Below are 20,579 nucleotides of genomic sequence, written 5' to 3'. Positions count from 1 at the left end.
CATCCGGGCGCCGGCCGGCCCCTCAGCTAAGCGCAGCTCCAGCCGGGCAGGCGCCCCTCAGCTGGCCACGTAGGCCTCCACCGCCTGGCCCAGCTGACGCAGCCGCGCCAGGGCATCGCGCTCGATGTTGCGCACCCGATCGCGGCTGATGCCGAGGATGCGGCCGATGCCGGTGAGGCTCATGGGCTCATCGCCTTCGGCCAGATCGGGGCCGGGGATGCCGTAGCGCATCTTCAGCACCCGACCCTGCAGCTCCGGCAGCTGCTCCAGCAGCGCCCGCAGGTCTCCCTTCAGGCACTCCCCGTCCACCCGCTCCTCCGGCAGCTCCTCATCCCCAGCCAGCAGCTCCAGCAGCTCCGTGTCCTCCCCGTCCCCCACCTTCGTCTCCAGGCTCACCGGCTGCCGCGCACGGCACAGCAGCTCCTTCACCTCCTCCTCCGGAAGCTCCACGAACTCCGCCAGCTCCGTCACCGTCGGCGTGCGGCCCAGCGTCTGGCTCAGCTCCCGCTGCCCCTTCTTCAGCTTGTTCAGCGTCTCGGTGATGTGGATCGGCAGCCGGATCGTGCGGCTCTTCTCCGCGATCGCCCGCGTGATCCCCTGCCGGATCCACCAGTACGCATACGTCGAGAACTTGTAGCCCCGCGTCGGATCGAACTTCTCCACACCCCGCACCAGCCCGATCGTTCCCTCCTGGATCAGGTCCAGCAGCTCCATGTTCCGCTTGGTGTACTTCTTCGCCACGCTCACCACCAGCCGCAGGTTCGCCGCCACCATCCGCTCCTTGGCCCGGCGGCCCGCCTGCAGACGCTTCTTCAGCAGCGGCGCGCTCAGGCCCGCCGCCGCCGCCAGCTCCGCCTGGCTCGGCCTGCTGCCGCCGGCGCGCAGCGTCAGCTCCTGCTCCAGTTCCTCCAGCGCCATCAGCTCCTGCACCTGACGCCCCAGCGTGATCTCCTGCTCGTGCGTCAGCAGCGGCACACGGCCGATGTCCCGCAGGTAGCTGCGCACCAGGTCGCCGCCGCCCAGCTGCGAGAGATCACCGGCGGCAGCGGGAGCGGTGATGGAGAGAGGGGCCATGGCGTTCGCAGAGTTACGAAACATGCTCGTTTCGTAACGCTATCACCCCTGCCTGGCCCCCTCCCCCCGGACGCACGCGGCGCTGGAGAGGATGGAGCCATGCCTGCCGAGCGGCTCCAGAAACTGATCGCCGCCGCCGGGCTCTGTTCCCGCCGCAGCGCCGAAACCCTGCTGCGTGAAGGGCGTGTCCAGGTCAACGGCCGCACCGCAGGCCTCGGCGACAAGGCTGATCCAGGGGTCGACGCGGTCACGGTGGATGGACGCCCCCTGCGGCCGTCCCCGCCGCCCGTGGTGCTGCTGCTCAACAAGCCCGCCGGGGTGCTCTGCAGCTGCAGCGACCCCCGGGGCCGCACCACCGTGCTCGACCTGCTGCCCGAGCGCCTGCGCCGCGGCGTGCATCCGGTGGGCCGCCTCGACGGCGCCAGCCGCGGCGCCCTGCTGCTCACCAACCTCGGGGAGCTCACCCTGCGCCTCACCCACCCCCGCTACGGCCACCGCAAGACCTACCGGGTGTGGGTGCAGGGTCACCCCGGTGCCGCCACCCTGGCGCGCTGGGCGGCAGGGGTGCCGCTGGAGGAGGGTCCCAGCCAGCCGGTGGGGCTGCGCCCCCTGCAGCAGCTGGCGGACCGCACCCTCCTGGAGGTGGTGATGGGCGAGGGGCGCAACCGGCAGATCCGGCGCACGGCCGCGCTGCTCGGCCATCCGGTGCTGGATCTGCAGCGGCTGGCGATCGGCCCGGTGGGTCTGGGACGGCTGGCCGAGGGGGAGTGGCGACCCCTCGATCGCCGAGAATGGCGGGCCCTGGCCCACGAGCCCTGAGCCGCATCCCGGCCCGCCTGCGACTCCCCCTCAGCCGGCTGTGGCGCCGGCGTGGGGACTCCCCTGCCGCCGACGAGGCGGCGGCCGTGCCCGTGGATCCGCTGCTGGCGGCCGGGCAACTGCTGCGCCAGCACCGGGAGCAGCACCAGCTGAGCCTGCGCCAGCTGGCCGACGAGACGCGGATCAGCACCGCCGTGCTGGAGGCCCTGGAGCGGGGCTGGCGCGACCGGCTGCCCGAGCCCACCTACCTGCGCACCATGCTGCCGCTGATCGAGCGGCACCTCCAGCTGGAGGCCGGCAGCCTCGAGGCGGTGCTGCCCCGCGAGACCGGAGCCGGGCCGGGCGGCACGCAGCGGGGCGGACTGCTGCGGCGGTTCACCCCCGGATCGATCGACGTGTTCACCACCTGGCAGGGCACCGTGCTCTACGGGCTGCTCACGCTGGGGCTGATCTACGGGCTCAACCTGCAGCAGCAGCGCCTGGCACGCGCCGGCCTGCTGGCCGTGGCACCGGTGCCGCCCAGGGCGGCGGCCGCCGGGGGAGCCTGCCCGGAGGGATCCGTTCCGGGAGGTCAGGAGAATCCCACGCGGCGGCCGGAGCAGGCGCTGCTGCAGGCCTATCCGGAGCTGCGCCCCCTGGAGCAGGCTTCGGCAGGTCAGGCGCTGCGGCTGTGGCGGCAGGCCAGTTCGCCATAGCCCTGCAGGGCTCCCTCCAGCTGCTCCAGGGGTCGGTCGAGCCGCCAGGTCCAGTTGTCTCCCACGGTGCCGGGGGTGTTGAAGCGAGCCTCGTCGCCCAGCTCCAGCAGATCCTGCAGAGGCACCATCACCAGATCCGCCGAGGTGCTCAGGGCCCGCTCCAGCAGCTGCCAGCCCGGCGCGGTCACCGCGCAGGCCAGGGAGGCCTCCACCCGCTGACGCACGGCGCCGTCGAGCCCCTGCCACCAGCCGATGGCGGTGGCGTTGTCGTGGGTGCCGGTGTACACCACCCAGCGGGAGCCGTGGATGTTCTCCGGCAGGTAGGGGTTGTCGGCGTTGCCGTCGAAGGCGAACTGGAGGATCTTCATGCCCGGCAGCCCGAAGTGGTCCCGCAGGGCCTCCACCGGCGGTGTGATCACCCCCAGGTCCTCCGCCACCAGCGGCAGCCGCCCGCCCGCCAGGCCGCCGCTCAGGGCCAGGCGCAGCCACAGGGCGGCCAGCAGCAGCGTGCCGGGGGAGGAACGCCAGCACCCTCCCTGGGCGGTGACGGCGTCACCGGGAACGCTCCAGTAGGCCTCCAGGGCGCGGAAGTGGTCGAGCCGCAGCAGGTCGACCAGCTCGAGCTGACGCTGCAGGCGTCCCAGCCACCAGTGGAAGCCGGTGAGCAGATGGCGGCGCCAGCGGTACACCGGCGTGCCCCAGAGCTGACCGGTCTCTGAGAAATAGTCGGGGGGCACGCCGCTCTGCTCGCGCAGGGCGCCGCCCGCCCCCACGGAGAACAGCCAGGGCCTGCTCCAGACATCGGCGCTGTCATGGGCCACATAGAAGGGCAGGTCCCCGAACAGGCTCACCCCCTCCCGGGCGGCATGGACGCGCAGCGCCTGCCACTCCTCCTGCAGCAGCCACTGCAGCAGCGCTTCCGCCAGCAGCTCCTGGCGGTGGTCGCGGTCGCAGCGGCGCAGGGCGGCGGTCTGCCGCCGCGCCAGGGGCTCGGGCCACTGCCACCAGGGCAGGCCGCCCTGCTGGCGGCGCAGCACCATGAAGCGGCAGTGATCCCGAAGCCAGAAGCCCTGGCGCCGGCACCAGCGCGCCAGGGCCCGCCGGCGCGACGGCGGCTGGCCGTGCCAGTTCCGCGCCAGAGCCCGGCCCAGCAGCCGGGCCCGCTGCTCCTGCAGGGCGGGATCGAGGCGTTCAGCCCCGCCGGAGGGGAGCTCCTGCGCATCCGTGGGGCTGAGGAAACCCTGCTCCAGGAGCCGGTCCACATCCAGCAGCCAGGGGTTGAGGGCGGAACCGCTCGGCGAGCTGTAGGGGGAGCCGGTGGCATCGGGCGGAGCCAGGGGCAGCAGCTGCCACACGCCGATGCGATGGCGGCCGAGCAGCGTCAGCCACTCGTGGGCGGTGCGGCCGAGCGTGCCGCAGCCGGTCCCACCCGGCAGGGCGGTGGGATGGAGCAGCACCCCGGCGCGGCGGCTGGAGGCGCTCAAGTCTTGGGCAGCCGGTAGCGGCTGATAATCTTCCGGGCAAAGGGCGGGATGTGGGCCGCCACCTTCTCGGGATGGTTCCGCCGCAGCCAGAGGGCGTTGCGGGTGAAGTGGGAGTCGATCGAGAAGCGGCCGTACTCCAGTCCCTTCGGCCCGAGGCGCTCCACGAAGAAACCGATCACGCCGGCCAGCCACAGGGGCAGCTTCAGCGCCTTGTCGTAGGCCTCGATGCCCTGCTGCACCGCCGCGCGCCGGTCGCCGCTGGAGCTCACCGGCGCCACGTCGAGCTCACCTTCCACCAGATCGAGCAGCACCTGGCCCTTCGGGTTGCGCACCGTGACCCACTGCCTGCCGAAGGTGGCCCCCATGTAGCCCACCACGAGATCGGCGCCGGCGTTGGTGTAGTCGAAGCAGCTCAGACAGCTGGGCGCGAAGACATCCTTGAGCTTCGGCGTGTCCAGCCCGAAGAACGGCACGGTCTCGGTGCGGCCGTCGCTGTGGCGGAAGTGGATGCGGAAGTCCTGCATGAACTCGTAGTGCACCACCGTCTCCGGCGAGCTCACGGTGCTCTCCAGAAACGTCTGCAGGCCCTTGCGGCTGACGTTGTCCACGCAGGGAAGTCCCAGCACGTAGAGCTCCTCGAGGGGCAGGGTCGGCTGGACGGCCCGCAGGGCCTGGATCTGGCAGCCGACCCCGATCGCCAGCAGCCTGCGGATGCCACTGCCGGGCAGCTGTTCGAGCACCTCGAGATTGGGTGACAGGGTTGGCTTGTTCACCCGGGCGCTGAGCACCTCCTCGGGGGTGCGGGCCAGGCGCGGCACCGGCGTGAAGCGGTCGGTCTCACTCTGGCCCACGCACAGCACCGCATCCACCAGCCCGCTCTCCAGCGCGCGCACGCCGATGCGGCTCACGATCCCTGTCCACTGGGCGCCGTCGATGGGCTGGCGCAGCCGGGCGGTGAGCATCCGCTGGTGCACGCCGAAGTAGAGCTCGTCCTCGTTGTCGAGGTCGCGGCTGCGGCCATGGGCCTCGCCCTCCATGGCCTCGAAGCGCTGCTCCAGGAAGGCGCAGCTGCTCTTGACGTAGGCCACCCAGCGGCTGTCGCAGAGGCCGCACTGGCTGCAGAGGTCCTTGGCGGGATACACGCTGCCCTTGGCCAGAGGCCGGGCCTTCTCATGGGGAGCCGGCACGGGCGGGCTGAACACTGCGCCACAACCTATCCGCGCCGCCGATCCGCGGGGGTGCCGGTGTCGGGTTGCGTCAGAGTGGTCGGCCACTCGCGCGGTCCACCCGATTCCGCCCCGGATGCCCATCAGACCTCCCCGGCTTCCCCGCGGCTGGCGCCCTCCCGGACGTCCCGGAGGCCTTCGCGGTGGCCTTCCCGGTGGCTTGCGCCTCCCCCGCGACCGGCGGCAGTGGGGCCAGCTGCTGAAGACTGGCGCCATCACCGTCGCAGGAGCCTTCGCAGGCCTCTCCCTGCTCAACCTGGTGTGGCCCCGTCCGGAACCCACAGGATTCAGCGGCGAGGGCGAGAGCCTCAGCGACCTGGCCAACGTGCCCAACCGGCCGGTGACGGTGCTGGTGATCGGCGTCGACGCCGATGCCCCCGGTGACAGCACCAACGGCGCCGCACCGGCGGGTCCGGCCAACGCCGACGCCCTGCTGCTGCTGCGCATCAACCCCGGCGGCCCGCTGCAGGTGCTGCCGCTGCCAGCCAACCTGGCGGTGCAGCTGCCCGGCGCGCAGCGGCCCCAGTCCCTCGGCAGCCTCTACCGCAGCGGTGGTCCGGCCCTCACAGCCGATGCCGTGCGCGAGTTGGTGGGGCTGCCGGCCGGCCGGCCCGACCGCTACCTGGTGCTGGGCCGCGGCACCCTGCGGGCCCTGGTGGAGCGGCTGGGCACGGTGGAGGCCAACCCACCGCGCAGCATGCGCTACACCGACAAGACCCAGGATCTCAAGATCGACCTGCAGGCTGGCCGGCAGCGCCTGAACCCACAGCAGATGGAGCATCTGGCGCGCTGGCGGGACCCCGCACGGCCCGTGGAGAGCCGGCTGGACAACCAGCGTGAAGTGGTGAGCAGCCTGCAGCGGGAACTGAGCGTGCAGGGCATGCGCGTGGATCTGCCGGCCCTGGTGGAGGGACTCAAGGGCCAGGTGAACTCCAACCTGACCCGCGGTGAGGTGCTCAGCCTGATGGCGGCGGTGCTGCGCTCGGAGAGCGGGGTGAACTTCACCAGCCTGCCGCTGGCGGCTCCCCGCCAGAGCGAGGCCGCCAAGGCCACGGGTCTGCGGGAGCTGGCCGCGAGCCTGCCCGACCCCTTCTGGCCGGAGGCCAAGGCCGGCGGTGGCCCGGCCCGGCCCGCGGCACCCTGAGCGGGCGGGCGGATCAGCGGTCGGCCAGCCAGCCCAGGCGCAGCGCCAGCGCCTGACGCAGCCTCACCGGCTCGGGGACATCGGTGGGTTCCGCTCCGGCCTGGGGCAGCCAGCCGAGCCAGGGCAGGCCATCGCGCCGCCGCTGTTCGCCATCCCAGCCCCCCCCCCACTGCAGCAGGCCTGCGCAGGGCACCTGCCAGCGATCCAGCAGCGCCTGGGTGGCGGCCGGCAGGCCCGTGTCCAGCTGCTTGGCACTGAACAGCACCAGCACCGGCTGGCGCCAGGCACCCAGCGCCTCCGCCCAGTGGCCACCGGCTGGCAGACCCTGACCCGGATCCCGCGGCAGGGGCACCAGCCGCGCCCCCTGCGCCGGCGCCGCCGCCAGCACGGCCAGGGACGTCTGGGGATCGGCCGGGTCCAGGGGTGGGGCCAGCTCCAGCCCCAGGGCCCGGGCCAGCGGAGCGGCGGCCTGGTCCAGGCGGGCGCCCACCTTCGCAGGGGTGCCGAGGGCGAGCAGCACCAGGGTGGCTCCTGGCGTCGTCAAGCGCGACTGCGAAAGCGTCATGGATGTTTGCAGTAGCCGCACCGACCCGCTTCTACCATCGGAGTTCCGCTGTCGCGTCTGCGCCCGCCGTGACCAGTTTCCTCACAGCCGATCGGCTGGCACAGGCAAGCCAGGCGGCGGAGGCGCATCAGGACACACGACGGCTGCGGCTGTTCAGCGGCACCTCCAACCAGGAGCTGGCCCGCGAGATCGGCGGCTACCTGGGGGTGCCCGACGGGCCGCGGGTGATCAAGCGCTTCGCCGACGGCGAGACCTACATCCAGATCCAGGAGTCGATCCGCGGCTGCGACGTGTTCCTGATCCAGCCCACCTGCGCGCCGGTGAACGATCACCTGATGGAGCTGCTGATCATGGTGGACGCCTGCAAGCGGGCCTCGGCCCGCCAGGTGACGGCCGTGATCCCCTACTACGGCTACGCCCGCGCCGACCGCAAGACCGCCGGGCGCGAGTCGATCACCGCCAAGCTGGTGGCCAACCTGCTCACCAAGAGCGGCGTCGACCGGGTGCTGGCCATGGACCTGCACTCCTCCCAGATCCAGGGCTACTTCGACATCCCCTGCGACCACATCTACGGCTCACCGGTGCTGGTGGACTACCTCAAGACCCGCGATCTGGGCGAGGTGGTGGTGGTGTCGCCGGATGTGGGCGGGGTGGCGCGGGCCCGGGCCTTCGCCAAGCAGATGAACGACGCCCCGCTGGCGATCATCGACAAGCGCCGCGCGGCCCACAACGTGGCCGAGAGCCTCACGGTGATCGGCGATGTGGCCGGCAAGACGGCCGTGCTGATCGACGACATGATCGACACCGGCGGCACCATCTGCCAGGGCGCCCGGCTGCTGCGCCGCAGCGGCGCCGCCCGGGTGCTCTGCTGCGCCACCCACGCCGTCTTCTCGCCGCCGGCCTCCGAGCGCCTCTCGGAGCCCGGGCTGTTCGAGGAGGTGGTGGTGACCAACTCGATCCCCCTGGCCGCCGATCGGCGCTTTCCCCAGCTGCGGGTGCTGTCGGTGGCCAACATGCTCGGTGAGGCCATCTGGCGGATCCACGAAGAGAGCTCCGTGAGCTCGATGTTCCGCTGAACATGGCGCCAACCTCCGCAGTTCCCCAGCCCCCTGCCGGGCTGCCGCGCCGGCGATCCATGGCCCGGCTCAGCCGCTTCGCGCGGCTGAAGGCCCTGCTGCCCGTGAGCCTCACGCTGCTGCTCACCGGTCTTCAGCCCATCGGCGCCCGGGCGCAGGTGGCGGGCCGCAATGCCCAGCGGCCTCCGGCGGCGTCGCGCATCGGCGTATGGCTCACCAACAGCCCCAGTCCCCTCTACTACGACCCGGCCCGGATCGAGCGGGCCGTGAACGAGCTGGCGGCAGCCGGGTTCACCACCCTCTATCCCAACGTCTGGAGCCGCGGCACCACCTTCCACCGCAGCCGCTGGGCACCGATGGAACCCCAGCTGGAGAAGGCCAATCCCAACCTGGATCCCATCTGCCGCATGACCCGCGCGGCCCAGCGCCGCGGCATGGAGGTGTTCCCCTGGTTCGAGTACGGGCTGATGGAACCGGCCACAGCCGAGGTGGTGAAACGCCAGCCCGAGTGGGTGCTGCAGCGCCGCGACGGCAGCACCGGCGTGGCCATGCACGGCACCACCATGGTGTGGCTGAATCCGGCCCACCCCGGGGTGCGGGAGCGCTTCATCGGCCTGATCACCGAGATCGTGCAGCGCTGCGGCGTGGACGGCATCCAGCTCGACGACCACTTCGCCTGGCCGGTGGAACTGGGCTATGACCCCTACACCCGCCAGCTCTACCGCCAGGCGACGGGCCAGGAGCCACCGGCCAACCACACCGACCGCTTCTGGATGCGCTGGCGGCGCCAGCAGCTCACCGACCTGCTGCGGGAGCTGCGCGCCAGCCTGCGCGAGCTCGACGAGCAGGCCCGCAGGAGCGGCAAGGGCACCGGCCACCCCACCTGGATCAGCCTCTCACCGGGGCCCTTCCGCTTCGCCTACAACCGCTGGCTGCAGGACTGGGAGCTCTGGAGCGTGGGCAGCCTGGTGGACGACCTGGTGGTGCAGAACTACGCCTACTCCGTGCAGGGATTCGCCAGGGATCTCAACCAGCCGGCCCTGGTGAAGGCCCGCGAGTGGGGCATGCCGGTGGAGATCGGCATCCTGGCGGGCTTCGGCGGCCGCACCCCCGACATGGCGACCCTGACTGAGAAGGTGCGCCTGGCCAAGGGCCGCGGCCACGGCGTCATCTACTTCTACTGGGAGGGTCTGTGGGGTGAGCACGCCGGCCGGGAGGGGGCGGAGTTCCGCCAGCGGGCCTTCCGCGATCTGCACCGCAGCCTGCCCCGTCCCACCGCCGCCGCCGGCCGCCGCTAGCGGCCCAGGCACTGCTCCACCACCTCCCGGCAGTTGGTGGAGAGTTCGGCGGCGGCCAGCTGCTCGAGGGCCTCACGCAGGCGGGCCTGACGGGCCTGCCCATAGCTCTGCCAGCGGCTGAACACCTTGGCCAGGCGGGAGGCGGTGATCGGGTTGCGGCGGTCCAGGGCCGCGATCTGCGCCGCCAGGAAGCGGTAACCGCTGCCGTCGGCGGCGTGGAACACCGGCGCGTTGCCGGCCAGCCCACCCAGCACCGCCCGCACCGAGTTGGGCGCGGCGGGGTCATAGCGGGGATGCTCCAGCAGCCGGGCCACGCGCTCCAGCCCGTCGGCGAACGGGGCCGAAGCCTCCAGCGCGAACCAGGCATCGAGGATCACCGGGCGCTGCTGCCAGCGGGCGTAGAAGGCCTCCATCGCCTCCTGCCGCTGCGGGATCGCGTAGCCCTGCAGGGCCTGCAGGCCGGCGCGGGCCAGGGTCATCGAGGGGCCATCCACCGCGGCGCGCGCGGCGGCGATCACGGCGCCGTCACAGGCGGCCGCGCGCCAGAGCCAGATCGCCGCCGTGAGACTGCGGGCGCCATTGCCCTCGGGCCAGGCCAGGTCCCACTCCCGCCGGCAGCGCTCCAGGGCCTCACCGAGGGGATCCGCCAGGGCCGTGCCGAAGCGCTGCTGCAGGGCCATGCGCGCGGCGTACAGCGCCGGCGGATCGGGATCCAGGCCCGCGCCGGTGGCGGCATCCTCCAGTTCGGGCAGCCCGGGCAGCCCCATCAGCGCGGCCCGGCTGGCTTCCGAGAGGCCGGGGTCAGCGAGGATGCGCCGGAAGGCGTCGATCAGCTCGGTCTCGAGCAGGGCATCGGCCTCGCCGCCGGCGCGGCGCAGCAGGGCCTCGCGCAGCAGCTGCTGGCCGGCGTCCCAGCGGGCGAAGGCATCGCTGTCACTGGCCAGCAGGTGCACCAGTTCGGACGTGGGCCTGCCCAGCTCGAGGGTCACCGGCGCCGAGAACTGGCGCAGCACCGAGAGAGCGGGTGGATGGTGCTGCCGCGGCAGGTTCACCATCCGCAGGTGCTGCTCAGGGCGGTCCACCACCAGCAGCCGGGTGAGCTGACCGGCCTCGCCGCTGCGGCTGGCGCCCCTGGCCTGCGCCTCGGTCTCGTCCTCCAGCTGCAGGAGCAGGGGCCGGCCCGCCTGATCCAGAAGCCCCAGGGCCAGGGGGATCACCACGGGCCGCTTCTCGCTCTGACCTGGGGTGGGGGGGGTGTGCTGGCGGATCTGCAGCTCCAGGCGGCCGCTGTCGCCATCCCAGAGGCGGCGCACCTCCAGCCTGGGCGTGCCGGCCTGGTGATACCAGCGGCGGAACTGGGCGAAATCGAAGCGTGGGAGTTCCTGTCCGTCACCGCCGGGTTCGCCGGCTGCCCAGGCCTCCTCGGCAGCGTCCTGCATGGCCTGCACGAAGTCGTCACAGGTGGCGGCGGAGCCGTCGTGACGGGCCACGTACAACGCCATGCCGCGCTGGAAGGTGACCTCCCCGAGCAGGGTGTGGAGCATGCGGATCAGCTCCGAGCCCTTCTCGTAGATGGTGGTGGTGTAGAAGTTGTCGATCGCCTGGTAGGCGTCGGGCTGCACCGGATGGGCCGTGGGGCCTGCATCCTCCCGGAACTGGGTGTTGCGCAGGAGCGCCACGTTGTCGATCCGGTTGAGCGCTGCGCCATGCAGATCGCCGCTGAAGCTCTGATCCCGGAACACGGTGAGCCCCTCCTTGAGGGAGAGCTGGAACCAGTCACGGCAGGTGATGCGATTGCCCGTCCAGTTGTGGAAATACTCATGGGCAATCACACTCTCGATGCGCTCCAGTTCGGCATCCGTGGCGGTTTCCGCATCGGCGAGAACCAGCTTGGAGTTGAAGATGTTGAGACTCTTGTTCTCCATCGCGCCCATGTTGAAGTGACGCACGGCGACGATGTTGTACTCGTCAAGGTCGTACTCCAGCCCATAGCGCTGTTCATCCCAGGCCATCGACCGTTTCAGGGAGGCCATGGCATGGGCGGTGTAGGGAGCGTCACCGGGCTCCACATGAATGCGCAGCGTCACCCGGCGTCCGCTGGCGGTGGTGAAGCCGTCTCTCACCTCCTCCAGCCGACCCGCCACCAGGGCGAAGAGATAGGAGGGCTTGGGGAAGGGATCGTCCCAGACGGCGTAGTGGCGCAGCGCGGCAGCAGCCCCATCCCCAGGCCCCGCGTCCGCGGGCCGCTCCAGTTCTCCGGTCTCGATGCAGTTGCCGTTGGAGAGCAGCACCGGGCAGGCCTCCCGGTCCGCCTCGATGCGCACCCGGAAGCGGCTGAGCAGATCGGGCCGGTCGGGGTGGAAGGTGATGCGGCGGAAGCCCTCGGCTTCGCACTGGGTGGTGAACAGCCCGCCGCTCACGTACAGGCCTTCGAGGGTAGTGTTGGTGTGGGGGTGGATCCGCACCCGGCTCTCGAGCAGGAACGGCCGTGCCGGCGGCTCCGGGATCACCAGATCCCGCTCACCGCGCCGGTAGGCGCTCTCCGCCAGCGGCTGGCCATCGAGGCGCAGTTCCAGCAGCTCCAGATCCACGCCCTGGAGCACCAGCGGTCCGGGCGCCCCCAGAGGATTGGGGCGGAAGGCGATCCTGGCCTCGACCTCAGCGTGGTCCGCCTGCAGCCGCACGGTGAGATCGGTGCGCTCCAACAGCTGGGCGGCGGGGCGATAGTCAGCGAGGCGAACCGTGGTCATCGGCGGGCGGGCGGGTCGGCGGGGGTGCTGGCGGGCGGTTGGGCGGGGGTGCTGGCCGGCGGTTGACCGGTGGGCGTAGCGGGCGCGCTTTTCTGCATGGCCTGGCGCACATCCCGGAGCACCTCCGGCGGCACCTGATCGGGACAGATCTCGACAGCCCCGATCACGGCGGAGTTGACGGCCCCCCGGCGCAGGTCCTCGAGGCCGAGGGGGGTGGCGGACACCGGCGCGATGGCGCTTTGGTGGGTGTCCTGAATCCACCGGGTGATGGTCTCGGCAGCGATCCCCACCGCCCGCTCGAACTCCACCCCGGCGGCGCGGGCGATGCAGAGGTTCAGGGCGGCGAGGCTGGTGTACACCTCCATCTCGGCCTGGGTGGCCGGTGCCGCAAGGGCCGCTCCGCCCGGCACCGCCACCGCAGCGGCCAGCAGCCCCCCCAGGAGCGGCAGGCGCAACGCCACGGCCCTGAACGGCAGACCCGGAAGGGACACGGTGGGGCTCCGAAGGAAGGCTGGCTCCATGCTGCTGCATGGAGCGTGGGCTGCCGCTGCGGGCCCGGCGCCCATAGGGTGATCCGCGTGAAGCGCACCGCCGCCGGCAACGCCCCCTCCGGTCCTGAGGACGGTGCTCAGGACGGCGAGCCGCGCCAGACCCTGCAGCTGCTGCTGGTGGCCTCCAGCCGGCACCTGGCCAGCCCGGATCTGCGCAATCTGCTGCAGCTGCTGAAGAGCGACGAACTCGGCTTTGCCGTGAATCTCACGATGGCCGATCCCTGCCGCCAGCCGGAGCTGCTGGAGCTGCACCGGCTCGTGGCCACCCCTGCCCTGGTGAAACTGGCCCCGGGCCCGCGGCAGATCTTCGCGGGCAGCACGATCACCCAGCAACTGCGCAGCTGGCTGCCGCGCTGGCAGCAGGAGCAGATGGTGAGCGGCCTGGGCATGAGCCTGCAGCCCTCCGAGATCGATGGCAGCCGCAGCCGCCGCGAGCTGCAGCTGGAGGATCAGCTGCTGGTGCTGCGCCAGGAGAACGAGACGCTGATCGAGCGCCTGGGGGTGCAGGAGCGCCTGCTGCGGATGGTGGCCCATGAGCTGCGCACCCCGCTCACGGCGAGCAAGCTGGCCCTGCAGAGCCATGAACTCGGCCAGATCGACGCGAATCGGTTCAAGGACGTGCTGCGGCGCCGCCTGAACGACATCGAGGCCCTCTCCCAGGACCTGCTGGAGGTGGGCACCACGCGCTGGGAGGCGCTGTTCAACCCTCAGCGCCTCAGCCTGGGGCCCGTGGCGGCCGAGACGATCCTGGAACTCGAGAAGCTCTGGGTGGGGCGGGATCTGCGGCTGGTCACCGACATCCCCGCCGACCTGCCCGATGTCTTCGCCGACGGGCGGCGCATGCGCCAGGTGCTGCTCAACCTGCTTGAGAACGCCTTCAAGTACACCCCCGACGGCGGCCGGGTGAGCCTCGCCCTGCTGCACCGCACCAGCCAGTGGGTGCAGGTGAGCGTGTGCGACAGCGGTCCGGGGATTCCGCTCCCCGAGCAGCAGCGGATCTTTCAGGACCGCGTCCGCCTGCCCCAGACCTCCGGCACCACCTCCGGCTACGGGGTGGGGCTGTCCGTCTGCCGGCGGATCGCCGAGGTGCACGGGGGGCGGATCTGGGTGGTCTCGGAACCCGGCGAAGGGGCCTGCTTTCACGTGACCGTGCCGGTGTGGAGCGGCCAGGGACCCGCTGCCTTGACGAAGGGACACCCCGACCCGTAGCTTCCACACATCGGCGCAACGGCCCAGATCCCTGATCCGGTGCCGCCAGTCCCCCATCAGGCCTCAGACCGAGAGCCGCCCGAGGGACCCTGAGCCGTGGCCTCGCCCCCATCGTCTAGAGGCCTAGGACACCTCCCTTTCACGGAGGCGACAGGGGTTCGAATCCCCTTGGGGGTATCCAAGCGCCACACGTGCCTCCGGCACGCCAGGCGCAAAGACGCACGGCCTCAAGAGTCTCTGCAGGGCGATCGTGCTGGCGGTTCCTTGCTGGAGCCGTCGCGATGATCTTCAGGGATGCTGGTCTTCAGGGGTTCTGGCCGCCGCAAGCCCGGCGAACCGCTTCCTGCTGGACCCCGCGCAGGTTGGAGGCCAGGTCCTGCTGCAACCGCTGCTCGATCAGGCCGATGGGCATTCCCGGCTTGCCCTGCACCGTGAGGTCGTAGAGCAGGCGGGTGCTGATCTCGTCACGATCCACGCGCCAGGCCCCTTCAAAGCGGCGGAAATCACCGCTGAGCATGCGGAAGCGCAGCTCCCCGCAGGCGGGGTCCTCCTCCAGTTCCAGTTCCACCCGGGCACTGAAGCGCAGGCCGCAGAACTGCTGGCTGCCCACCTGCTCCAGGGCCACCCGGTTGCCCTGCCGCCAGAGCTCACGGGAGCTCATCAGGTTGGGGATGAAGCGGTCGAGGTTGCCATAGTCGGTGAGCACGGCCCAGATCCAGTCGGGCTCCAGCGCCAGGCGCAGGAGCACCGCCAGCCGGCGGGTTCCCTGCTCGAGCCGCTCCATCTCCTGCTGGATGGTGTCGAGGCTGCAGCTGCGCTCGCTGAGCTGGCTGACGGACAACCCGGCGGCCTCGGCGGGTTGGGGGCTGGGCTGCAAGAGGCTGAGCGGCGCCAACGGGTGTGGCCGTGTGTGCTGCGCCACAACCTAACTGCAGCGGCCGGGTCTGCAGCGGCACCGATGCCGCCGAAGGTGGCGCCGGATCGGCTCTTTATGATCGGCGCCAATCCGCCGGAACCTCAGCCGCCATGCGTGTCTCAACGGGTCGTGCCAATCAGTCCGACAGCCGCATGTTCAACGTGGTGGTGGAGGGTTACGGCATCGGCCAGCAGCGCCAGGCGGAGCGGGTGTTCACCGTCCCCTTCGGCCAGCTGCAGAGCACGATCCAGACCATCGCTAGGCAGGGGGGCGTGATCACCGGCGTGATCGCCATCGACCAGACCCCGGACGGAGGTGCGGCCCCGGCGGCAGCTGCATCCGTTGCCGCCTCCGCACACGGGCAAGCGGCCCCCGGTCAAGGCTCAGCAGAATCGGCGCCCACCGCGCCGCGCCCCGCCGTGTCCCATGCCGCTGTCCCGGTCAACACCTACAAGCCGAAGGCTCCCTTCGTCGGCACCGTCACCGAGAACTACAGCCTCGTGGGCGAAGGGGCCATCGGCCGGGTGAACCACATCACCTTCGACCTGGCCGGCGGCGATCCCCAGCTGGAGTACATCGAAGGCCAGAGCATCGGCATCATCCCCGACGGCACCGACGCCAACGGCAAGCCCCACAAGCTGCGCCTCTACTCGATCGCCAGCACCCGCCACGGCGACAACATGGCCGGCCACACCGTGTCGCTGTGCGTGCGCCAGCTCCAGTACGAGAAGGACGGCGAGACCATCAACGGCGTGTGCTCCACCTTCCTGTGCGACATCGAACCCGGCGCCCAGGTGAAGATCACCGGCCCGGTGGGCAAGGAGATGCTGCTGCCCGACGACGAGGAGGCCAACGTGATCATGCTGGCCACCGGCACCGGCATCGCGCCGATGCGGGCCTACCTGCGGCGCATGTTCGAACCCTCCGAGCGGGAGAAGAACGGCTGGCACTTCCGCGGCAAGGCCTGGCTGTTCATGGGCGCCCCCAAGACCCCCAACCTGCTGTACGACGCTGACTTCGAGCATTACCAGAGTCAGTTCCCCGACAACTTCCGCTACACCAAGGCCATCAGCCGCGAGCAGCAGAACGCCAAGGGTGGCCGCATGTACATCCAGGACCGCGTGCTGGAGCACGCCGATGAGATCTTCGCGATGATCGAGAACCCCAAGACCCACGTCTACATGTGCGGTCTGAAGGGGATGGAGCCCGGCATCGACGAGGCGATGACCACCGCCGCCGCGGCCAAGGGCCTCAACTGGGCCGAGCTGCGTCCCCAGCTCAAGAAGGCCGAGCGCTGGCACGTGGAGACCTACTGATCAGTCGGATCGGCAGACGGATCGGTCCCTCGGTGCTCGTGTCCTCACAGCCCCGAGCCAGCGCCGCCCCGCCGCGGCGCTGCCAGGCAGCCTGGGACTGATCGATCAAGGTCCGGGGAGAAGCGTTCATGACCGCTGTGCTCACCAACCCTCTGCGGGTCGGCCTGCGGCAGGAGCGGATCATTCCCTCCCAGTGCATCGTGATCTTCGGGGCCAGCGGGGACCTCACCCACCGCAAGCTGATCCCGGCCCTGTTCGAGCTCTTCCGCCAGCGCCGCCTGCCCAGCGAATTCGCGGTGCTGGGCTGTGCCAGGCGCCCCTGGAGCGATGAGGAGTTCCGCACGCGCATGGCCGAGGCCCTCGGCGACACGATCGAAGGCCACGGCCACACCTGGCAGTCCTTTGCCGCCGGCCTGTTCTACGAACCGGCCGACCTCTCCAACCCGGCCTCGATCGAGGCCCTGGGCCACCGGCTGGAGCAGATCGACCGCCAGCGCGCCACCCGCGGCAACCGCACCTTCTATCTCTCGGTGTCGCCGGCCTTCTACGGCAGCGGCACCCGCGCCCTGGCCGCCGCCGGGCTGCTGGCCGACGCGGACCGCAGCCGGGTGGTGATCGAGAAGCCCTTCGGCACCGACTACCCCAGCGCCCAGGCGCTCAACAAGGTGGTGCAGGCCAGCGCCAAGGAGAAGCAGATCTTCCGGATCGACCACTACCTGGGCAAGGAAACGGTCCAGAACATCCTGGTGCTGCGCTTCGCCAACACCATCTTCGAGCCGGTCTGGAACCGCAACTTCATCGCCAACGTGCAGATCACGGCAGCCGAAACCGTGGGGGTGGAGGAACGGGCTGGCTACTACGAAACCAGTGGCGCCCTGCGCGACATGGTGCAGAACCACCTCACCCAGATCCTGGCGCTCACGGCCATGGAGCCGCCGGGCCGCTTCGACGCCGAGGCGATCCGCAACGAGAAGGCCAAGGTGCTGCAGGCCGCCCGGCTGGCCAACCAGAGCGAACCCTGGAAATGCTGCGTGCGCGGTCAGTACGGGGCCGGGGGCACCAGCCGCAGCCCGATTCCCGGCTACCGCCAGGAGCCCGGGGTGAACGCCAACAGCACCACCGAAACCTATGTGGCGATGAAGCTGTTCATCGACAACTGGCGTTGGCAGGGCGTTCCCTTCTACGTGCGCACCGGCAAACGGCTGCCCAAGCGGCTCAGCGAGGTGGTGCTCACCTTCCGGGAGGCGCCGGTGCACCTCTTCGACGCGGCAGGTGGCGCCCCCACCCCGAACCAGCTCATCCTCCGGATCCAGCCGGATGAGGGAGCGAACATCCGCTTCGAGGTCAAGGCGCCGGGCTCGGGCATGCGCAGCCGCCCGGTGGACATGGCCTTCAGCTACGACGAGAGCTTCGGCGAACCCAGCGACGAGGGCTATGTGCGCCTGCTGGCCGACGCCATGCTCGGCGATCCCACCCTGTTCACCCGCAGCGACGAGGTGGAGGCGGCCTGGCGTCTCTACACCCCCCTGCTGGAGCTGATCGAGGACTCCCCCTGGCAGCTGCCGGTGCACCCCTACGAGGCTCGCACCTGGGGACCCGCCGCCGCCGACAGCCTGCTGGCCGAGGACGGGCTGGTGTGGCGTCGTCCCTGAGCCCAGCCCCTTCCCTCTCCCGCATGGCACCCCAACTCACGCTCCAGGCCCCCACGGCGCTGCCTCCCACGGAGGTTCCCAACTACCTCCAGACCCTCTGGGGCGAGGGGCTGCAGGAGTCCGACGGCGCCACCACCTTCACCCTGGTGGTGTACGAGGGCTCGTGGCTGCAGCAGCACCTGATCCGCACCGGCCGCGCCGACGGACCGCTCACCGGCCTGCTGGAGCCGGAGCTGATCGAGGCCGCCAAGCGGGCGGTGCAGGAGATCGACCTGCCCCTGAGCACGGCGGTGATGGATCAGCGCCTGGCCTGGGAGCTGGGGCAGCAGCCTGGCCACCACCAGGTGCAGGATCTGCGCGGCCAGTTCGTCGACAGCGCCATCAGCGCCCACAAGCCCCGGCGGCTGATCACCCTGGCGCCCACCCTCGACGAGGGCCAGCCGCTGGAAACCTTCGTGGCCGCCTACTGTCCGCTGCCGGAGGAGGGGGGTGCCGGCACCGCCTGCGGTGACGTGGTGGTGCTTCGGGGTGGCCGGGGCTCGCTGCAGCAGTCCCTGGAGCTGATCCATTCGCTGGTCACCCATGAGCTGCCCTGCTGGGTGTGGTGGAACAGCAGCCTCGACGAGGCACCCGAACTGCTGGAGGCCCTGGCACCACCGCCGCGCCGCCTCGTGGTGGACAGCTCCCTCGGCCAGCCCCGCCGCTGCATCGACCTGCTGGTGAAGCGCATCGAGGCCGGTCAGGCGGTGAACGACCTCAACTGGCTGCGGCTGCGCAGCTGGCGCGAGTCGCTGGCGATGGTGTTCGACCCGCCCTCACGCCGCAACGCCCTGGAGCACGTGGTGCAGCTGGACATCGACGTGGAGGGCGACCATCCCCTCAAGGGCCTGCTGCTGGCGGCCTGGATCGCCGACCGCCTGGGCTGGCATCTCACGGATTCCTACCCGCTGGACGGCGAGGGCATCGGCGCCGCGTTCGAACGCACCGATGGTGCCGCCGTGCAGTTCCGCCTGATGCCGGTGCCGGTGGGCAGCCCCAAGATCCACCCCGGGGCCCTGGTGGGCCTGCGGCTGATCTGTGCGCCCCAGGGCCGGCCGCCGCTGTGCGTGATTCTCTGCTCCGAATCCGGCGGCTGCATGCGGCTGGAATCCGGCGGGATGGCCTCCATGGAGCTGGCCGAGGACGTGGTGCCCCTGCCCAACGAGAGCGAGGAGATGGAACTGGCCCGGCTGCTGGCCGGCGGGCACGACACCACCAACCCCCTGCTCGCCGCGGCGGCGCCGCTCGCCGCCCGGCTGCTCCCCGGCTGAGGGGGCTCCACCATGGCCTGCCTGATCGCCGCGCCGGCGAGCGGCAGCGGCAAGACCCTGCTCAGCCTCTGCCTGGCCGCCCTGGCCCGGCGCCGGAATCTGCGGCTGCAGCCCTTCAAGGTGGGTCCCGACTACCTCGACCCCCAGCTGCTCAGCCGGGTGAGCGGGCAGACCTGCCGCAACCTCGATCCGCTGCTCTGCGGCGAGGCGTGGGTGGAACGCTGCTTCCACTGGCACGGCAGCCGCGCCGACCTGGCCCTGGTGGAGGGTGTGATGGGGCTGTTCGACGGGCGTGGACCCGGCAGCGAGGGGAGTTCGGCGGTGGTGGCGGCACAGCTGGGGCTGCCGGTGGTGCTGGTGGTGGAGGCCTCCCGGCAGGCGGGATCGATCGCCGCCCTGGTGCGGGGCTTCCGCGACCATGGCCCGCCCCGGGTGAACCTTGCCGGGGTGGTGCTCAACCGTGTGGGCTCCGGGCGGCACCAGGCCCTGCTCACCGAGGCACTGGCGGCGGTGGCCGTACCGGTGCTGGGAACCCTGCCGCGGCACCCATCGCTGGAACTGCCCAGTCGCCACCTGGGCCTGCTGCCCCCCGGCGAGGTGGGCGACCTGGAGAGCCGCCTCGCCACCTGGGCAGCGCTGGCTGAGCGACACCTGGACCTGGCGCGGCTCTGGCCCCTGCTGGCCCCGCCTCCGCCTGCCGCCCCCGGTGGCGGTCCCGCGGCCCAGGGGGATCCGATCCAGGCGCTGGTGCGACTCCCCGACGGCGGCGATGCGGATGCGGTCGGGGGCAGCGGCAGCCGCACCACAAAAGCTGACGTCAGGGTGGCGGTGGCCAGCGACGCCGCCTTCCACTTCCGCTACCCGGAGGCCGGCGAACTGCTGGCGGCCCTGGGGCTTGACCTGTGTGCCTGGAGCCCCCTGGCCGATGAACCGCTGCCAGCCGGCTGCGCCGCCGTGCTGCTGCCGGGCGGCTACCCGGAACTGCATGCCGAACGGCTGGCGGCGGCCCGCCGCAGCCTGGCGGACCTGCGGCAAGCCTTCTGCGCCCGGCTGCCGATCGTGGCCGAGTGCGGGGGCCTGCTTCTGCTCGGCCAGGAGCTCTGCGATGGGCAGGGTGTGGCCCATCCCATGGCCGGCCTGCTGCCCTTCCGGGCCCGGCGCGGCGAGCTCAGCCTCGGCTACCGGCAGGCCACGGCCCTGGGCGACGGCCTGCTGGTGCGCCGCGGCGAGCGCCTGCAGGGCCACGAATTCCACCGCTGGCAGCTGGAGGCGGCAGCGCCGCCGCCGGCTGACGGACAGGCGCTGTGGCAGCTGGAGGGCTGGGGGAGCGCGCCCCGGGCAGAGGGGTGGCGCACCACCCACCTGCATGCCACCTGGCTGCATCTGCACTGGGCCGGCTGCCCGCAGCTACCCCGCCGTCTGGCGGCCGCCGCCCGGCAGGCGGCCACGGCCCGGCTGACGGCCGGAGCCCCGAGCCCGGCCGCCTGCCCATGA

17 protein-coding genes and 1 tRNA gene are annotated in these 20,579 nt (G+C 71.4%); 11 read left to right on the top strand and 7 right to left on the bottom strand.

Annotated features, from left to right (window positions below):
* Positions 1-57 precede the first annotated feature (57 nt).
* Positions 58-1,074, bottom strand: coding sequence for an RpoD/SigA family RNA polymerase sigma factor (locus KBY90_RS01625; RefSeq protein WP_254966646.1), 1,017 nt, complete (start codon positions 1,072-1,074; stop codon positions 58-60).
* Positions 1,075-1,173: 99 nt separating this feature from the next.
* Here KBY90_RS01625 and KBY90_RS01620 point away from each other — a divergent pair, with 99 nt between their 5' ends.
* Positions 1,174-1,893: a pseudouridine synthase gene (locus KBY90_RS01620; RefSeq protein ID WP_254966645.1), complete on the top strand. Its 720-nt coding sequence runs from the start codon at positions 1,174-1,176 to the stop codon at positions 1,891-1,893.
* On the top strand, positions 1,866-2,588 hold the full coding sequence (locus tag KBY90_RS01615) for a RodZ family helix-turn-helix domain-containing protein (protein WP_254966643.1): 723 nt from the start codon (positions 1,866-1,868) through the stop codon (positions 2,586-2,588). The genes KBY90_RS01620 and KBY90_RS01615 overlap by 28 nt, the downstream gene beginning before the upstream one ends.
* Here KBY90_RS01615 and malQ read toward each other — a convergent pair.
* Complete coding sequence (gene malQ, locus KBY90_RS01610) at positions 2,549-4,072, bottom strand: 4-alpha-glucanotransferase (protein ID WP_254966642.1); 1,524 nt, start codon at positions 4,070-4,072, stop codon at positions 2,549-2,551. The genes KBY90_RS01615 and malQ overlap by 40 nt on opposite strands.
* Positions 4,069-5,259, bottom strand: a complete 1,191-nt coding sequence (locus tag KBY90_RS01605; RefSeq protein ID WP_254966641.1) for a Coenzyme F420 hydrogenase/dehydrogenase, beta subunit C-terminal domain — start codon at positions 5,257-5,259, stop codon at positions 4,069-4,071. The genes malQ and KBY90_RS01605 overlap by 4 nt, the downstream gene beginning before the upstream one ends.
* Positions 5,260-5,458: 199 nt before the next feature.
* Between KBY90_RS01605 and KBY90_RS01600 the strand changes: the two genes are divergently transcribed.
* Positions 5,459-6,442 carry an LCP family protein gene (locus KBY90_RS01600; protein ID WP_254966640.1) on the top strand — a complete coding sequence of 328 codons (984 nt, stop codon included), beginning with the start codon at positions 5,459-5,461 and terminating at the stop codon, positions 6,440-6,442.
* Positions 6,443-6,455: 13 nt separating this feature from the next.
* Here the strand turns inward: KBY90_RS01600 and KBY90_RS01595 are convergent, their stop codons facing one another.
* Positions 6,456-6,986 carry a hypothetical protein gene (locus tag KBY90_RS01595; protein WP_254966639.1) on the bottom strand — a complete coding sequence of 177 codons (531 nt, stop codon included), beginning with the start codon at positions 6,984-6,986 and terminating at the stop codon, positions 6,456-6,458.
* 89 nt (positions 6,987-7,075) lie between these two features.
* Between KBY90_RS01595 and KBY90_RS01590 the strand changes: the two genes are divergently transcribed.
* Both KBY90_RS01590 and KBY90_RS01585 read left to right on the top strand, forming a co-directional pair.
* Positions 7,076-8,083: a ribose-phosphate pyrophosphokinase gene (locus KBY90_RS01590; protein WP_254966638.1), complete on the top strand. Its 1,008-nt coding sequence runs from the start codon at positions 7,076-7,078 to the stop codon at positions 8,081-8,083.
* Between the two features lie 59 nt (positions 8,084-8,142).
* Positions 8,143-9,381, top strand: a complete 1,239-nt coding sequence (locus KBY90_RS01585) for a glycoside hydrolase family 10 protein (RefSeq protein WP_254966637.1) — start codon at positions 8,143-8,145, stop codon at positions 9,379-9,381.
* On the opposite strand, the gene pepN is transcribed toward KBY90_RS01585, so the two are convergent.
* Both pepN and KBY90_RS01575 read right to left on the bottom strand, forming a co-directional pair.
* Positions 9,378-12,131 (bottom strand): aminopeptidase N, encoded by a 2,754-nt coding sequence (gene pepN, locus KBY90_RS01580; protein WP_254966636.1) that lies wholly within the window; start codon positions 12,129-12,131, stop codon positions 9,378-9,380. The two genes, KBY90_RS01585 and pepN, sit on opposite strands and share 4 nt — an antisense overlap.
* Positions 12,128-12,622, bottom strand: coding sequence for a cAMP phosphodiesterase (locus tag KBY90_RS01575; protein ID WP_254966635.1), 495 nt, complete (start codon positions 12,620-12,622; stop codon positions 12,128-12,130). Before KBY90_RS01575 ends, pepN begins: the two co-directional genes overlap by 4 nt.
* A gap of 87 nt (positions 12,623-12,709) precedes the next feature.
* On the opposite strand from KBY90_RS01575, the gene KBY90_RS01570 reads away from it, so the two are divergent.
* Complete coding sequence (locus KBY90_RS01570; protein ID WP_254966924.1) at positions 12,710-13,891, top strand: histidine kinase; 1,182 nt, start codon at positions 12,710-12,712, stop codon at positions 13,889-13,891.
* A gap of 104 nt (positions 13,892-13,995) precedes the next feature.
* Positions 13,996-14,068: transfer RNA gene (locus tag KBY90_RS01565), tRNA-Glu, on the top strand.
* 127 nt (positions 14,069-14,195) lie between these two features.
* Here the strand turns inward: KBY90_RS01565 and KBY90_RS01560 are convergent.
* Entirely contained in the window at positions 14,196-14,675 is a 480-nt protein-coding gene (locus KBY90_RS01560) for an SRPBCC family protein (protein ID WP_254966923.1), read from the bottom strand.
* Positions 14,676-14,917: 242 nt separating this feature from the next.
* Here KBY90_RS01560 and KBY90_RS01555 point away from each other — a divergent pair, with 242 nt between their 5' ends.
* The 4 genes from KBY90_RS01555 (at position 14,918) to KBY90_RS01540 (ending at position 20,579) form a co-directional block, all read left to right on the top strand.
* Positions 14,918-16,123 carry a phycobilisome linker polypeptide gene (locus KBY90_RS01555; RefSeq protein ID WP_254966634.1) on the top strand — a complete coding sequence of 402 codons (1,206 nt, stop codon included), beginning with the start codon at positions 14,918-14,920 and terminating at the stop codon, positions 16,121-16,123.
* Between the two features lie 128 nt (positions 16,124-16,251).
* A complete protein-coding gene (gene zwf / locus KBY90_RS01550) occupies positions 16,252-17,775 on the top strand; it encodes a glucose-6-phosphate dehydrogenase (RefSeq protein WP_254966633.1) in 1,524 nt (507 codons plus the stop codon).
* Positions 17,776-17,798: 23 nt separating this feature from the next.
* Entirely contained in the window at positions 17,799-19,085 is a 1,287-nt protein-coding gene (locus KBY90_RS01545) for a glucose-6-phosphate dehydrogenase assembly protein OpcA (RefSeq protein ID WP_254966632.1), read from the top strand.
* Positions 19,086-19,097: 12 nt separating this feature from the next.
* The gene (locus KBY90_RS01540) at positions 19,098-20,579 is read left to right on the top strand and encodes a cobyrinate a,c-diamide synthase (protein ID WP_254966631.1); all 1,482 of its coding nucleotides are present in this window, start codon (positions 19,098-19,100) and stop codon (positions 20,577-20,579) included.

The organism is Cyanobium sp. CH-040, from assembly GCF_024346135.1.
Classification (GTDB): Bacteria; Cyanobacteriota; Cyanobacteriia; order PCC-6307; family Cyanobiaceae; genus NIES-981.
This window is presented reverse-complemented; position numbering and strand designations above follow the sequence as displayed.